The 15595-nt window shown below is 58.1% G+C and carries 14 protein-coding genes and 1 other RNA gene; 9 read left to right on the forward strand and 6 right to left on the reverse strand.

Translation table 11 applies throughout. The features are described from left to right. Positions 1–196 precede the first annotated feature (196 nt). Both prfA and rpsT read right to left on the reverse strand, forming a co-directional pair. On the reverse strand, positions 197–1264 hold the full coding sequence (prfA, locus tag ACM66T_RS01270; RefSeq protein ID WP_231019847.1) for a peptide chain release factor 1: 1068 nt from the start codon (positions 1262–1264) through the stop codon (positions 197–199). 149 nt (positions 1265–1413) lie between these two features. Further along, positions 1414–1674, reverse strand: a complete 261-nt coding sequence (gene rpsT / locus ACM66T_RS01275) for a 30S ribosomal protein S20 (protein WP_231019849.1) — start codon at positions 1672–1674, stop codon at positions 1414–1416. Between the two features lie 112 nt (positions 1675–1786). On the opposite strand from rpsT, the gene glmM reads away from it, so the two are divergent. The 5 genes from glmM (at position 1787) to ACM66T_RS01300 (ending at position 4624) form a co-directional block, all read left to right on the forward strand. Next, positions 1787–3127: a phosphoglucosamine mutase gene (glmM, locus tag ACM66T_RS01280; RefSeq protein WP_231019850.1), complete on the forward strand. Its 1341-nt coding sequence runs from the start codon at positions 1787–1789 to the stop codon at positions 3125–3127. Beyond that, positions 3111–3569, forward strand: coding sequence for a signal peptidase II (gene lspA, locus ACM66T_RS01285; RefSeq protein ID WP_416768689.1), 459 nt, complete (start codon positions 3111–3113; stop codon positions 3567–3569). The genes glmM and lspA overlap by 17 nt, the downstream gene beginning before the upstream one ends. Before the next feature lie 72 nt (positions 3570–3641). After that, positions 3642–3739: signal recognition particle sRNA small type (gene ffs, locus ACM66T_RS01290), an RNA gene on the forward strand. A gap of 142 nt (positions 3740–3881) precedes the next feature. Beyond that, the gene (locus ACM66T_RS01295; protein ID WP_231019853.1) at positions 3882–4136 is read left to right on the forward strand and encodes a hypothetical protein; all 255 of its coding nucleotides are present in this window, start codon (positions 3882–3884) and stop codon (positions 4134–4136) included. A gap of 38 nt (positions 4137–4174) precedes the next feature. Next, positions 4175–4624, forward strand: a complete 450-nt coding sequence (locus ACM66T_RS01300) for a DoxX family protein (RefSeq protein ID WP_231019854.1) — start codon at positions 4175–4177, stop codon at positions 4622–4624. Positions 4625–4656: 32 nt separating this feature from the next. On the opposite strand, the gene ACM66T_RS01305 is transcribed toward ACM66T_RS01300, so the two are convergent. Together ACM66T_RS01305 and ACM66T_RS01310 are read right to left on the reverse strand one after the other, a co-directional pair. Continuing rightward, a complete protein-coding gene (locus ACM66T_RS01305) occupies positions 4657–4884 on the reverse strand; it encodes a hypothetical protein (protein ID WP_231019856.1) in 228 nt (75 codons plus the stop codon). A 62-nt stretch (positions 4885–4946) separates the two neighbouring features. After that, positions 4947–5723, reverse strand: coding sequence for an undecaprenyl-diphosphate phosphatase (locus ACM66T_RS01310; protein WP_416768690.1), 777 nt, complete (start codon positions 5721–5723; stop codon positions 4947–4949). A gap of 158 nt (positions 5724–5881) precedes the next feature. Here ACM66T_RS01310 and ACM66T_RS01315 point away from each other — a divergent pair, with 158 nt between their 5' ends. Genes ACM66T_RS01315 through ACM66T_RS01330 form a run of 4 tightly spaced genes read left to right on the forward strand, consistent with a single transcriptional unit; the run spans position 5882 to position 11547 of the window. Then, positions 5882–6991 carry a pyridoxal-phosphate-dependent aminotransferase family protein gene (locus ACM66T_RS01315; RefSeq protein WP_231019860.1) on the forward strand — a complete coding sequence of 370 codons (1110 nt, stop codon included), beginning with the start codon at positions 5882–5884 and terminating at the stop codon, positions 6989–6991. Then, positions 6988–7830, forward strand: coding sequence for an ATP phosphoribosyltransferase regulatory subunit (locus ACM66T_RS01320; protein ID WP_231019861.1), 843 nt, complete (start codon positions 6988–6990; stop codon positions 7828–7830). Before ACM66T_RS01315 ends, ACM66T_RS01320 begins: the two co-directional genes overlap by 4 nt. Positions 7831–7844: 14 nt before the next feature. After that, positions 7845–9095, forward strand: coding sequence for an adenylosuccinate synthase (locus ACM66T_RS01325; RefSeq protein WP_231019863.1), 1251 nt, complete (start codon positions 7845–7847; stop codon positions 9093–9095). A gap of 49 nt (positions 9096–9144) precedes the next feature. Continuing rightward, positions 9145–11547 carry a putative bifunctional diguanylate cyclase/phosphodiesterase gene (locus tag ACM66T_RS01330; RefSeq protein ID WP_416768691.1) on the forward strand — a complete coding sequence of 801 codons (2403 nt, stop codon included), beginning with the start codon at positions 9145–9147 and terminating at the stop codon, positions 11545–11547. 5 nt (positions 11548–11552) lie between these two features. On the opposite strand, the gene ACM66T_RS01335 is transcribed toward ACM66T_RS01330, so the two are convergent. Continuing rightward, a complete protein-coding gene (locus ACM66T_RS01335; protein ID WP_416768692.1) occupies positions 11553–12731 on the reverse strand; it encodes an NAD(P)/FAD-dependent oxidoreductase in 1179 nt (392 codons plus the stop codon). A 69-nt stretch (positions 12732–12800) separates the two neighbouring features. Beyond that, complete coding sequence (locus tag ACM66T_RS01340) at positions 12801–15575, reverse strand: EAL domain-containing protein (protein ID WP_231019868.1); 2775 nt, start codon at positions 15573–15575, stop codon at positions 12801–12803. Positions 15576–15595: the final 20 nt, after the last annotated feature.

Raw genomic sequence — 15595 nt, forward strand, 5'->3', positions numbered from 1 at the left:
GAAAATGCGAAAGGCTGCCGCTTTCGGGATATTCCATTCCTTGGTGATCCGCCCGACCCGCTAATTACCGTTTCGGACTTGTACAGAAGAAGCGGAACCCGACATCCTTCACTTAGCACTTAGCACTTAGCACTTAGCACTTAACAGTCGCTCCGGAGGAAGTCCTCTCGGAGGATAGCACGGGCAGCGATGCCGCTTAGAGGCCTGCGGCCTCCATGCTTTTTGCCTGGGCGTCGGCGATGAGGGGATCGATAATCTCGTCGAAGAGGCCGCCGGTCATGATCTCGTTGAGGCGGTAGAGCGTCAGGTTGATGCGGTGGTCGGAGATGCGGTTCTGCGGGTAGTTGTAGGTACGGATGCGGCCGCTGCGGTCGCCGGTCCCGACCTGCTCCTTGCGCGCGGCACCCTCCGCCTCCTGGGCTTTCTGCTGCTCGATCTCGAAGAGGCGCGCCTGCAGGACCTTCATTGCTTTCTCTTTATTCTTGTGCTGCGATTTCTGGTCCTGGTTGGTGACGACGATGCCGGTAGGCAGGTGGGTGATGCGCACCGCGGAGTCGGTCGTATTGACGGACTGCCCGCCGCAGCCGCTGGAACGCATGACGTCGATCTTGAGATCGTTCGGGTCGATTTTGACGTCGACGTCGTCCGCTTCGGGCATGACGGCCACGGTGATCGCCGAGGTGTGGACGCGTCCCTGGGACTCCGTCGCCGGGACCCGCTGCACACGGTGGGTCCCCCCTTCGAATTTCAGACGGCTGTAGACTTTGTCGCCCTTGATCAGGGCCGTGATCTCTTTGTAGCCGCCCATGTCGGAGGGGCTGGAGCTGATCAGTTCGATCTTCCATCCTTTGACTTCCGCGTAGCGGGTATAGGCGGTAAAGAGGTCGCCGACAAAGATTGCGGCTTCGTCCCCGCCGGTGCCCGCGCGCATCTCCAGAATGATGTTGCGCTCGTCGTTGGGGTCCGTCGGCAGTAGGAGGACCTTGATCTCCTCCTCCATCACGGGGACCTGCGGTTCGAGGGTTTTGAGCTCCTCTTTGGCCAGTTCTCCCAGTTCGTCGTCGTACACGAGGGACTTGTTCTCTTCGATGTCCACGAGCAGCTGTTTGTAGGCCTTGGCCGTATCGACGATGTCCTGCAGAGAGGATTGCTCTTTGGAGAGCGCGGTCATCCGTTTGACGTCGTTGGCGATGTCGGGACTGCTGAGCAGTTCGCTGAGCTCGTTGTAACGGTCGATAAAAGGGGTCAGTTTGTCAGAAAGCATGTCTACTCCCATTTGCAATAGCGAATAATGATACTATTTTGAAAAGATAGTTGGGGAGGGAAAGCGCGGTTTAACTGCGCGCAGGCTCGCCGCCAAGGCGAACTTAGCGTTAGCGTAGTCAACGGGGCTTTGCTCCGTTGGCGTACTAATTAAAGGCCGTTTACGGCCTTCTGGAGGCGGCTGACTTTGCGGGAAGCTGTCTCTTTTTTCAGGATCCCTTTGCTGACGAACTTGTGGATCTGCTGGTTAGCGACAGTCATAGCGGCAGATGCTGCTTCTTTGTTGCCTTCATCGATGGCTGCGCGGACAGCTTTGACGATGTTTTTCAGGCGCGTGCGGTAAAATCTGTTACGTTCCGTACGTTTTTCAGTCTGACGGATACGTTTCATTGATGACTTATGGTTTGCCATAGCCTTTATCCTTCTGGAAAAAAATTTAGGGTAGAATACTACCTTAAAAATAATTAAATTTAAGTTAAACTTTAGTGTATCCCCCGCTTTCAGGGCGATGAGAAGGGTAGAAATGAAATTATTCGGGACCGACGGCGTACGTGGTGAAGCGGGAACATTTTTAACGGCGGAGCTGGCGATGCGTACGGCAATGGCAGCGGGGATCTACTTCAAAAAGAGCTCAAAAACGAAGAAGATTCTGCTGGGCAAAGATACGCGGCGCAGCGGCTATATGATCGAAAACGCCATTGTCAGCGGCTTGACGGCGGTGGGGTATGACGTCGTACAGATCGGCCCGATGCCGACGCCGGCCATTGCCTTCCTGACCGAGAACATGCGCTGCGATGCGGGCATTATGATCTCGGCGAGCCACAACTCCTTTGAAGATAACGGTATCAAGCTCTTCGACGCCCACGGCAACAAATTCTCCGAAGAGGTCGAAGCGCAGATCGAAGCGATTTACCGGGATGACGCACAGATCGCCAAGGCGCAGGTGACGGGGCGCGCCATCGGTTCGGCGAAGCGGATCGACGACGTCATCGGCCGCTATATCGTCCAGCTCAAGAACTCATTTCCCGATGTGCTCAGTCTGCAGGGGATGCGCATCGTCCTCGATACCGCCAACGGCGCGGGCTACAAGGTCGGTCCGACGGTCCTTGAAGAGCTGGGGGCGGAAGTGATCGTACTGCACAACGCTCCTGACGGTTTTAATATCAACGAGGGGTGCGGCGCGCTGCACCCCAAAGACGTCCAAAAAGCGGTGAAGCAGTACCGTGCCGACATCGGTTTCGCCCTCGACGGCGATGCGGACCGGCTGGTCGTGGTGGATGAAAAGGGCGAGGTGGTCGACGGGGATCAGCTGCTCGGTGCGCTGGGGCTTTTCATGCACAAGTACGGCCTGCTCAAGGGCGACGGGATCGTGGCGACGGTGATGAGCAACCAGGCCCTTGAAGACGCGATGGCCGCCGCCGGGCTCACACTCCACCGCTGCGGCGTCGGGGACAAGTACGTGCTGGAGGCGATGCGCGAACACGGCATCAACTTCGGCGGCGAGCAGAGCGGGCACGTCATCATGCACGATTTCGCCAAGACCGGAGACGGCCTGGTGACAGCACTGCAGGTGCTGGCGATGGTGCTGATGAACAATACGAAGGCATCCGCCGCGCTGCACCCGTTCGAACTCTATCCGCAAATGCTCGTCAACCTCAATGTCAAAACGAAAAAACCGCTGGACGCCATCGACGGGCTTGCCGACGTGCTGCAGGGGATCGAGGCCGCCGGCATGCGCCATCTTATCCGCTACAGCGGGACGGAGAACAAACTGCGCCTCCTGCTCGAAGGGCGGGACCGCGAAGCGATGACCGCGGAGATGGAGCGCCTCAGCGGCTTCTTCAGGCATGCCCTCAATGACTAGGGGCGTGCTCGCACTCTTCCTGGCCCTGGCCGGGATCTTCATCATCGACCAGAACATCAAGGCGCTTTTCCTGGGCGGCTACCGTTTCTACAGCGACTGTATCGATCTGACCCTCGTCTATAACAAAGGGGTCGCTTTCTCGATGTTCGCTTTCCTGGAATCATGGCTCAAGTGGCTGCAACTGCTGCTGATCGCGGGGGTACTTGTGTACGTTATGCGGCTGAAAAAAACCTGCTACATGCTCCCGGTCGGTATCTTGGTGGGTGCGGGCCTCTCCAACGTCTATGACCGTTTTGTGCACCCGGGAGTGGTGGATTACGTCTACTGGCACTGCGGCTTCGATTTTGCCGTCTTCAATTTTGCCGACGTGATGATCGACGTGGCGGTGCTCTGGCTGCTGCTGCTCAACCTCAAATCCCATTGGTGCAAAACCGGAAGCTGAGAGTTGCATTCCGGGGCGTGATGCGGTATAATTACACCAGCGCTCAGGACAGTTCGCTGTTTTGAACGCTCTCCTTTAGACCTGTGCAATGCGTAGGCGAGGCACTGGGTCAGGATGGGAACATAGCAGCCCACCTTTTCTGTGCATGTGCCGCAGGTATCTGGAGGAGAGTTCCTCATTACTTCTTTTTATCCAAACCACCGAAAAAACTGTTTATGAAACGTTATTGATGCTGTGCGATCATGTTTGTTGATGGTATTGAGCCCTTCCCGCTACAATGCTTTCAGACAGATCGAACACAAGGAGTGTAGGATGAAAACGTACAAGTTGGCGGCCATGCTGCTCGGAGCGGCCCTGATGACGGGGATCGGAGCGACGTCGGCCTTTGCGAAATGCAACGGTGAGAAAATGGAAACACCGGCAACCAAATGCAGTGGTGAGAAAAAAGCGAACATGAATACCAAGTGCAACGGCGAGCAAAAAGCGAACATGAACGCCAAATGCAACGGTGAGAAAAAAGAAGAGAAGCCCAAAGGCAAATGCGGCCAGGGCAAATGCGGCGGGTGACCCCGCAGCAGTGAGTTTCGCGCAGGAAAGGAGCCGCCATGCAATGCCAGCTTTCCAACCTATGTAAAATCGTCGAACCGGCCGTGGAAAAGCTCCAGAGTGTCGCACTGCTTTTCGTACGGCTGATCCTCGCCTACGGTTTTTATGAACCGGCGAAGATGAAGTGGAACGATATCGGCTCCGTGGCCGAATGGTTCGCTTCTATGGGCCTCCCAATGCCCACGCTGCAAGCATACCTGGCGGCAACGACGGAAGCGTCGGGTGTCGTGCTCTTGACACTGGGGCTATTTACGCGGCTGATCTCCATTCCGTTGATGGTCGTCATGCTCGTTGCCATTACCCTTGTGCACCTGCCCAACGGCTTCCAGTCGGGCAACAACGGGTTCGAAATCCCGCTGTATTATTTGATTATGCTTTTCGTCCTGCTGACGCACGGCGCCGGTAACCTCTCCTTCGACCGGCTGCTGTTCAAAAGCAAAGAGGCCTGACCCCTACGGGGCCTCTGCCCCATCCCCATATTTTAATCTTCCCGGTATTTTGAAATCCCGCACGGCTGGTTCGGTGAGGGCGGATGCGCTTCGAGGTATTCGAGATCCTCGAGGGTCTGTTTGAGGACCTTCTGCTGCTGCAGCAGCGGCAGCATCGCGTTATCTTTCTGGGTCAGGTTGAGCTTCATATCCATCAGGATCGCCTGCACCTCTTTGTCGAGGTCGGACAGGGCGTTTCTTACGTGTTCGATCGGTTTCATGCCGCGATTATAGCCAAAGGGCGTTGGACGGAAGCCTCGGGTTTTTGGCTAATGCAGCTGTTTCAGTGGACGAGTTCGACGCCGAAGAGCCCGTACAGCAGACCGCTGGCAATGAGGTAGACGCCGAAGGGTTTGAAACTGTAGCGCGAGACGACGGCGAGGAAGGTTTTGACGGCAACCCAGCCGACGACAAAGGAGACGACGAAGCCGATGGCCAGTGCGCCGAAATGCTCGAAGGAGAGGGACGAGTACTCCTTGAGCAGCGTATAGCCCGAGGCGGCGCCCATCGTCGGGATGGCCAGCAGGAACGAGAATGCCATGGCCGTGTCCCGCGACAGCCCGCCGAGCATCCCGCCGAGGATCGTCATCCCCGAGCGCGAGACCCCCGGCACCAGGGCGAAGACCTGGAAGACACCGACGGTGAGGGCCTGTTTCATACTGACCCCCTCGAGGTCTTTGACGGCGTGCGCCTTGGGTTTGTACGCGAACTCGACGGCGAGGAAAGCGATCCCGGTGAGGATCATCAGGGCGACGGTGGAGTTGGCGGCGAACATCGCCTCGATCTGTTTGTGAAAGAGCAGACCGACGATGCCCGTCGGGATGAACGCGGCGATGAGCTTGATCCAGAGCGCTGTGCTCTGCATGAGCCGTTCGCGGTAGATCAGCATGACCGAGAAGATCGGGGCGATCTGGATAATGATTTCGAAGGCGGTCAGGAAGGTGTCCTGCTTGAGACCGAGCATCTGTCCGGCGAGGTAGAGGTGGGCGGTGGAAGAGACGGGGAGATATTCGGTAATTCCCTCGACGATGCCGAGGATGAGAGCGTCAAAAAGCGTCATAAAAATGGGTCCGGATGTCAAGATGCATCATTGTACCTTTTCGGCCCGAAAACCAACCTTGAGAGACCCTTAAATGAACATAGAGTATAATACGCGGCTTGAAAAAGGCGGTGCAAACCCGCCTTGCCGCATATGCATATCACTTAAGGAAAAAAAGCATGCTGCTCTTTACCCCCGGTCCTACCCCTGTTCCGGAATCCGTCCGCAAAGCGATGGCGGAGGAGACGATCCATCACCGCACGCCGGAGTTTGAAGCGATCTTCGAACGGGCGCGCAAAGCGCTCTTCGGCCTGATGAAAACCGATGAGGTCGTGATGCTGGCCTCGACGGGTACCGGCGCGATGGAAGCGGCCATCACCAACCTCTGCCGCGATACCCTGCTGAACATCAATGCGGGAAAATTCGGCGAGCGTTTCGGCAAAATCGCCCAGGCGCACGGGCTGCAGAACGTTGAACTGGCCTATGAATGGGATACGCCCTCAACGCCCGAGGATGTCCTCGCCGCACTGCAGGAGAACCCGCGCATCGATGCCATCGCCGTTCAGATCAGCGAAAGCGCCGGCGGCCTGCGCCACCCGGTCGAAGCGATTGCCGCGGCCGTCAAGGCGGTACGCCCCGACATTATGATCATCGCGGACGGCATTACGGCCGTCGGCGTCGAAGCGATTGACGTCACCCACATCGATGCCCTGCTGGCGGGAAGCCAGAAGGCGCTGATGCTGCCGCCGGGCCTCGCCGTGATCGGTCTGAGCAATGCGGCGGTCGAGAAGATCGGTGCAGGGAAGGGGTACTACTTCAACCTCGCCACCGAGATCAAGAAACAGCGTACCAATACGACGGCCTGGACGGCGGCGACGACGCTCGTAATCGGCCTGGAGGCCGTCCTGGCGGAGATCGAGGCCAAGGGCCTCGAGACGCTTTACGACGAAACGGCCCGCCGCGGTGCCGCGACGCGGGCTGCCTTCGAGGCGCTGGGACTGCATATTTACCCGAAAGTGCCTGCGGCGTCCATGACAACGATTGATGATGCGAACGCCAATGAGATCCGTGCCCTGCTGAAAAAAGAGTTCGACGTCAATATGGCCGGCGGCCAGGACCACCTCAAAGGGAAGATCTTCCGTGTCAACCACATGGGGCTGATCAAGCCGTTCGAGGCCGCCTGGGTCGTCAACGCCGTCGAGGTCGCCCTCGACAAGCTCGGCCGCCGCAGCTACGACGGCACGGCGGGCCGCGTCTTCAACGAAATCTATTTCGGGCTGACGGCATGATCTTTGCCCACGAGATCCCCGAAGGGAGCAAGCTCTATTTCGGTGCCAGCGCCCGCCGCAAGCGGGAGATCGAGCAGATCGCCAGCGATGTGCTCTATGCCGACGGCTTCGAAGAGATCGTCGTGCCGCTTTTTTCGCACCACCAGCATGAGAGCATCTCCGATGCCAAAGAGCTGATCCGTCTCGGGGACCGTGACAACAACCGCATGAGCCTGCGCGCGGATACGACCATCGACGTCGTGCGCATCATCTCCAAGCGCCTCGGGCGCAATACGGACCACCGCAAATGGTTTTACATCCAGCCGGTCTACCGCTACCCGTCACACGAGCAGTACCAGGTCGGTGCCGAGGTGATCGGCGAGGCGGACCTCTCCATCGCGCTCACCCGCTGCCTGGAGATCTTCGAGCGTCTGGAGACGCAGCCGCTGCTGCAGATCTCCAACATCAACATCCCGAAGATCCTCAGCCGCCTGCTCGATATCCCGATGGACGATTTCCGCCACATCCGTATCGAGAACCTGCTGGCGCGGGGGATCGACTGGCTGACCAAGCTCGTCTACCTTGAGAACCCTTCGGAGATCGACGCGGTCCTGCCGCTCGTGCCGGAGGAGCTCCGCGTCGAGCTGCTGAAGATGAAAGAGCTTAGCCTGAGCGTGCCGTATAGCAACACGGTCGTCGCACCGCTTTATTATGCGAAGATGCTCTATTACGACGAGCTCTATTTCCGCGTGATCGCGGACAACGACGTTTACGCCAGAGGCGGACGCTATAAAAACGAAGATGTGACCAGTGTCGGCTTCGCCATCGCAACCGATGTGCTGCTTGAAGCCGGCGTGTAAAGGAAATTGATATTATGAAAAAAGCAGATTTGATCGTCGGCATCCAGTGGGGCGATGAGGGCAAAGGGAAGATCGTTGATCTTCTTGCGCAGAAATATGACGCCGTCGCGCGTTACCAGGGCGGACACAATGCCGGCCACACCATCTGGGTTGACGGGACCAAATATGCCCTCCACCTGATCCCCTCCGGCGTCCTGAACCCCGAAGCGATCAACATTATCGGTAACGGCGTCGTCGTTTCGCCGGCGGCACTGATCAAAGAGATGAAACAGTTCGACAAGCTCGAGGGGCGTCTCTTTGTAAGCGAATCGGCGCATATGATCCTCGGCTTCCACGAGGAGATCGACCAGGCCAAAGAGCGCCTGCGCGGCAAGAAGGCGATCGGGACGACCGGCCGCGGCATCGGGCCCGCTTACAGCGAGAAAATTGCCCGCGCCGGCTTCCGCCTCGGAGAGCTGCGCGATATCGACGCGCTGGCGGCACGCATCCTCGAGTACTTCGAGCAAAACGGTGCCATCTACAGCGCCCTGGGAATCTCCGCACCGGATGAAGCGGCGCTGAAAGCGGAACTGCAGGGGTTCGCCGATGTGCTGTTGCCGTACCTGGCCAATACGACGCAGATGGTCTGGGAACTGCTCTCAGGTGATCAGAACGTTCTGCTTGAGGGGGCGCAGGGAACGATGCTCGACATCGACCACGGTACTTACCCCTATGTCACAAGCTCTTCGACGATCGCGGCGGGCGCGTGTATCGGCCTGGGAATCAGCCCGAAAGACATCGGAAAGGTGACGGGGATTGTCAAAGCCTACTGTACGCGTGTCGGCAACGGCCCTTTCCCGACGGAAGATTTCGGAAACGACGGCGACAAGCTGCGCGAGCAGGGGCACGAGTTCGGCACGACAACAGGGCGTCCGCGCCGCTGCGGATGGTTCGATGCTGTGGCGACGAAGTTCGCGAGCCGCATCAACGGCTGCGACGAGTTGGCCATCATGAAACTCGACGTCCTCGACGGCTTCGACGAAGTCAAAGTCTGCGTCGGCTATGAGGTCGGCGGGGAAGTTGTTGACTACATGCCGCTCGATCTTGAAACGGCCACGCCGGTCTACAAAAGCTTCCCGGGCTGGGAGCGGACCGAAGGCGTGCGTGAATGGGATGCGCTGCCGGAAACGGCCAGGGCCTATCTCAGCGAGATCGAAAAGCTGACCGAAACGAAGATCGGCATGGTTTCCACCTCCCCCGACCGCAACGATACGATCATCCGTTAGGAGAAGCAACGCTAACGGAGTCGGTCACTTTTCGATATAATCTATCACAATGAAGTTGACTATCTGGAACTCCTTGGCATCGAAACTGTTGTTCTCCCTGGCGTTTTTCAGCCTGCTGCTTGTCTTCGGGCTGGCGTACGTCAATACGAAAATCGTCATCAGCGGCTACAAAAAACAGCTTCAGGAACTGGTGGAACAGAAGATCGACTTTATGCTTCCGCAGCTCTCCGATGCCCTGCACAACGACAAACAGCTTCTTGTCGAAGAGCAGCTCATCCGCCTCAGCTCGGCGCAGGTGATCAACGGCGTGCGTCTGCTGAGAAACCACGGGCGTCCCCTGGTCGTCGGCAACTTCGGCTCTTCGCACCGGCTCTTTACCCTGGCGCTTCCCGTGACCAATATCAACGGCGAGATCATCGCCTCGATGGATGTTGCCGTCTCCGACCGGAATTTCCGGTCGATGATGGAACAGTATTTCCAGTTCCTCGCCGCGATCATCGCCGGGTACGTCCTGCTCGTCCTGCTGCTGCTGAGGCTGCTGTACCGCTCTTTCCTCCCGCTGCGCGAGCTGACCCGGAAACTGGAAGCCTTCGACCCGAGCCACCCCGTGCCCATTGAGCTGCGGGACACCAGCGCGAACGAGATCGGTATGATCGCCGAAGCGGCGAACAAAATGAGCGACAACATCATCCACCACGCCGACTTTATGAACGAGCTGCACAAAGAGATCGAAGAGGGGCGCCAACACCTCAAAGAGGCGCAGCAGATCGCGCGGATGGGAAGCTGGCGGATCGATACGCAGACGCACGACTGCAGTTTCAGTGATCAGATGTACGTGCTGCTGGGCCTGCCGATGGACGGCATGCCGCTGACCTGGGAAGCACTGCTCAACGTCATCGAGCCGTCGCAGCGCCAGGCGTTTATCCGCGCCCTCGAGAACACGGCCCAGACCCATACCCCGTTCCGCCTGATGCACAAGCTTGTCAATGCCCACGGGGAGGCGATGCACGTCTTGACCGAGGGGAAACTGAGCCTCCGGCGTGACGGGAAGGCATTTATTTCGGGGATTACGATGGACGTCAGCGAGCAGGCGGAGAGCCAACAGATGATCGAAAAGCTCGCCTTCTACGACCCGCTTACCAATCTGCCAAACCGGGTGCTCATGCAGGACCGTCTGCAAAAAGCGATCAAGGACGCCAACCGCCGGGGCGAGAAGCTGGGGGTGCTCTTCCTCGACCTCGACGGCTTCAAAAACGTCAACGACACCCTGGGGCATACCCTGGGGGACCGCCTGCTCAAAGAGGTGGCGGAGCGCCTCAAGCGCACCCTGCGGGACTCCGACACGATCTCGCGGATCGGCGGGGACGAGTTCATCGTTCTGCTGCCGCTGATCAATTCGGAAAAAGACATCACGATCGTCGCCAAGAAGATGATCGACGCTCTGCAGGAGCGCTGGGAGTTCGGGGACAAGGCGATCTTCACGACGACGAGTATCGGGGTGGCAATTTACCCGGACCATTCCGACGACGCCGATACCCTGATCAAGTTCGCGGATACGGCCATGTACAAGGCGAAAGAGGACGGGCGCAACCGCTACCGTTTCTACGATACGACGATGGGAGAGACGATCCGCAAAAAGCTCCAGGTCGAGCACGAGATGCGCGAAGCGATCGAAACGATGGAGCAGTTCGAACTCTACTACCAGCCGAAGATCTCTCTGCGCACGGGGGCCATCACCGGCGCCGAGGCGCTGATCCGCTGGAACCACCCGAAGATCGGGACGGTCTACCCGGACGACTTCATCCCTGTCGCCGAGCACACGGGGATGATCATCAAGATCGGCGAGTGGGTTATGCACGAGGCGGCCCGCCGCATCGAGCAGTGGCGCGCCTCTGGGATCGTACCGCTGAAGCTGGCCGTCAACCTCTCCGGGCGCCAGTTCGGCAGCCCGTTGCTGCTACACCAGATCCGGACCGTGCTGCAGCGCTATGACATCAAGCCGGAGTATCTGGAGTTCGAGGTCACCGAAAGCGTCTCCATGATCAGTCTGACCGAAAGTCTGAAAGTTCTGCACCAGCTGCGTGACCTGGGCGTCGGCGTCAACATTGACGACTTCGGGACGGGCTACTCCTCCCTGGCCTACCTCAAACAGTTCCCGGTCGATACCCTCAAGATCGACAAGGCGTTCATTATGAACATGCTCGATGACCAGGATGACCGGACCATCGTCGAATCGATCGTGTCACTGAGCAAGGCGATGGGGCTGAAGATCGTTGCGGAGGGGATTGAGAGTGCCGAGCACGTCCGCCTTCTCAAGAAGCTCGGGGTCGACTACGGGCAGGGGTATTACTTCAGCAAACCGGTACCGTTCGGCCAGCTTGACCGCATGTACCGTAACAACCTCGTGAAGATGAAGACGCTCCGCGAGCCGGAGCAGAAGCAGGCCGTCTAACCCTTTTAGAGTCCCGGCATACGCGGGATCTTGCCCAGTTTGGTATTGCGGCAGTACCAGCCCCACCCCTTTTTCATCCAGTGTCCCAGGACCGGCATCGGCATCATGAAGGCTTTTTTGTCGTCGCGGAAGACGAAGCCCGCACCGGTACCCGTATCCATGACGCAGAGGATGTTGAGGTGCTCCTGGTACCCTTTGCGTTCCGCCTTCCCGGCGTCGCGCGCGGCGATGTTGAAGGCGATGTTTTTGGACATGACTTCAGCCACATGCCCCTGTTTTGCCCGCCATTCCGGTCCTTCCAGCGCCGCGACGTCCCCGGCGGCGTAGACGTTGCTGACCTCGCCGTCGATCACGACCTCGCTGTAATCGTTGATGGCGACGAAACCGGCCTCGTTCGTCGGGAGGTCTGACGCCTTGATGACACCGTGACCGTCCCCGGCGGGAATGAACATCGTGAAGTCCGAGTCAAGCTTGCTGTCATCCTCGAAGACGACGCCGTCCTCTTCGAAACGTTTGATCTTTTTGCCGAAGTGTTTGTTCAGATCGGCCCGTTCGAACATCGTGTCCATCATGCTAAGCGCCTGGTCGCCCATGCGTGCGCCCGGCTTGGGCATCGGGGCGAAAAAGGTCAGTTCGAAACGGTCGCGGATCCCCTTTTTCTTCAGGAGTTCATGGAGGTTGAAAAAGAGTTCGAAACCGGGACCGCCCCGTACGGCGGAGGTGTCTTTTGGGTTGCCGCCGAAGCCGAAGGCGACCTTGCCGCTCCCCTTGGCGACCAGGGCGTCGATCCGCTCCTTGATCCGCAACGATTCGCGCGGATCGCCGCAGATGGAGAGGGTATGCTCGATGCCGGGGTGCTTCATCTTGTGCGCTCCGAGGGCGACGACGAGGTAATCGTAGTCGTCGATCACCTTCCCGGAGGCAAGGGTGACCCGGTTCGCCTTCGCCTCGATCGTTTCGACTCCGTCGACCAGGAGGGTGAAGCCGTGGGCATCCCGCAGCTCCTCCAGCGAGACCTTGACGTCGTCAAAGGAGGCTTCGCCCGTCGGGACCCAGATGGAAGTAGGATAGATATAAAAATAGTCCCGGTCGCTGACGAGCGTCACGTCATAACCTCTTTTGCGCAGATGCGTCGCCGCATCGACTCCTGCAAACCCTCCGCCAAGCACCAACACCTTTTTCATCGCTACCCCTATAATTTGGATTGATAATAATCATAATACAATGACGATAAAATCAAAATTAAACGGCAGTTATTTCGTCAAATTCTTCCGGTGGCGATGGAGGTTAAGGGTGAGCTCCCGGGTCATTGCTTCGGCGTGCTTCGGCAGGTAGAAGTGATTACCCTGGACTTTGTCGCAGCGATACTTTTTCAGCGCATCGGCCTGTTCGGGAAGTTCGACGCCTTCGGCAACAACCTGGTATCCGAGCTCATGGGCCATGGCGATGATGGAGCGGATCAGGGCCTGGTTCTGGCTGCTTTCGTATTCCTGGACAAAGCTTTTGTCGATCTTGACCGTGTCGATGGTAAGGCGGCTGAGGTAGCTGAGCGAGGAGTACCCGGTGCCGAAATCGTCGATGCTGATATGGATGCCGAGGTCGCTGAAGGCGCCGAGCACGCTCTTGGCTGCTTCCGTATCCAGGTCGATCAGCTGCCCCTCGGTGATCTCGATGCCGATAAATACCGGATCGATATTGTACGTTTCGAGCAATTCGGTGACATAGGTGAGGATCTCTTTGTTCGCCAGCTGTTCTGCGGGGACGTTGACGTCAATCCGGATCAGCGCCAGGCGCAGACGCCGCCACTGGTCAAGCAGCCGGACGGCGTGTTCGAAGGCCCTTTGCGTCAGGGTCTGCATCAGGTGCGCCTTCTCGACGATGGGCAGGAACGTTATCGGCGGGATGTAGGCGCTGTTCTCTTCGTCGTACCAGCGTACCAGGGCCTCGCAGCTCACGATGACACCGGTATAGAGGTCGACCTGCGGCTGGTAGAAAAAGGTGATCTTGTCATCTTGAAACGTCTGTCGAAGGGCATTCTCCATTGTCAGTTGGCGCTCGATCTCTTCGGTCATCTCCGCCGTGAAGTAGGTGAACTGGTTTTTGCCGCCGCGTTTCGCTTTGTACATGGCGGCATCGGCCTGTTTGAGCAGGACGTCGAGTGCGCTGCTGTTCTCCGGGAAGAGCGTAATCCCGATGCTGGCACCGACGTAGAGCTCCTGCTCTTTGATGTTGAAGCCCTCTTGCAAAACGCTGATCATTTTCTGGGCGATATGGGAGGTGACAAAATGGTCCTCGCCGTACTCCACCGTGACGATAAACTCGTCGCCGCCGAAACGGGCGATGTAGTCGGATTCGCGCAGGACATGCTGCAGACGCCGCGCGGCCTGGACCAGTAGTTTGTCGCCGTAGTTATGGCCGAACGTGTCATTGATGTACTTGAAGTTATCCAGGTCAATGAAGAAGATGGCAAACTGTTTTTCAGCCCGTTGCGCACTCGTGATCAGGGACTGGAGATGGTAGTTGAGGTGATGGCGGTTCGGCAGCATCGTCAATGCGTCGTAGTCGGCGAGCTGTTTGAGCTTTGATTCAGCGGCTTTTTGAAGACTCAGATCGATGTCGATGGCGTAGAACTGCGGGTTTTCCGTGGCCCGGTCGAGAAGGATACGCGCGCTTTGCACCGGGATGGAGATGCCGCTTCTGGCCAGGACCGAATGCTCTTCGGCCGCCATCGCATCGTTATGGTTCAACCACGCCGCGATCCCCGCGGCAAAATGTTTTTGTTGGGATTGGGGAAGGATCAATTCGTCAATCTTCCGCCCCAGGGCCTCTTCGGCGCTGTAGCCGTACAGCGCTTCGCTTTGACGGTTCCAGTAGTTGATGCGCCGCTGTTCGTCGAAGCCCTGGATCGCGACGGTCGGCATCTGATCCAGCAGCGAACGGAAACGCTGTTCCGTCGTTTCATGATAGTTCTGGGCGCGGTACTGGAAGGTGTAATCGATATAGGCGGTGACGACGCCGACGATGCGGCCGTCGGGATCGCTCAGCGGGGCGCGGCTGCTGAGCCGCCACATCTCTCCTTGCTTTTCAATCCGGTTGAGCAGTTCGGTCCCGTGCTCCAGTACCTTCCGATCTGACATTTCGAAGAGCTGTGCCTCCTCCGCCCCGAAAAGGTCATGGTCGGTTTTCCCTTTGAGCGCATTGCTGTTGCCCAACCGGACATCCTTGGCAAAAGAGAGATTGCCTCCGAGGTAGACAAGATTACTGTTTTTCCAGCAGATGCGTATCGGCGTGGCGTCGATGAGCTGCTCATAGAAACGGCTGGTCGAGTGGACCGTATTGTATTGGGCCAGGACCCGGTGGTAAAGCGCGTTCTGATGGGAAAAGACCATGAAACGGTTCAGCAGGTTCGTCAGGTACGTCAGTATATCGTTGTCCATGCAGGCGGTATCGGTGTAGAGGGTGACGATGCCCTCCGGACGGGTCCGGTCGGGGGAGAAGAGCGGGACCGAGAGGACGGAGACCAGCGGGGCGTAGCGCAACCGTCTCTGCCATGCCGTGTCCATCGGGGCTTCAAGCGCATTGCTGAAGAGATGGGGCTGGGCGGAAACAAAGGCGTATTCGGTCGGGTTTTGTGCCTCGTCGACCGCCACGGCGGGGCGGACACCGTAGTCCTCTGTCAAAAAACCCGGTTCGGTTTCGTCATAGATGTAAAAGGGGTCGATAGCGCCCTCTTTGTTCGTGAAGCCGGCCCAGAGGGTCACGACGGGGGCAAAACTGCTTAAGAGCTCGAAAAGCTGCTGTTTCTGGCTTTCCGGCGAAAGTTCCAAGGTGCAGAGCCGATCGACGCGATCGCCGAGATCAAACCACATACGCTCCTGCAGACTTGGATCGGGCAGTTCATTCGGGGAGGCATCTATGGGACCTTCGGCGACCGGCAGCGGCAGCGGCTTGATACGCCAGTAGAGAAACAGAGCGGAAGCGATGGCGAGCGGCCATAAGATGTGAAGGAAAAAATCCGCGGTCGTCATGATGGTCTACGTTCCCTTGC

This window comes from Sulfurimonas sp. ST-25, assembly GCF_048079205.1.
Taxonomy (GTDB): Bacteria; Campylobacterota; Campylobacteria; order Campylobacterales; family Sulfurimonadaceae; genus Thiomicrolovo; species Thiomicrolovo sulfuroxydans.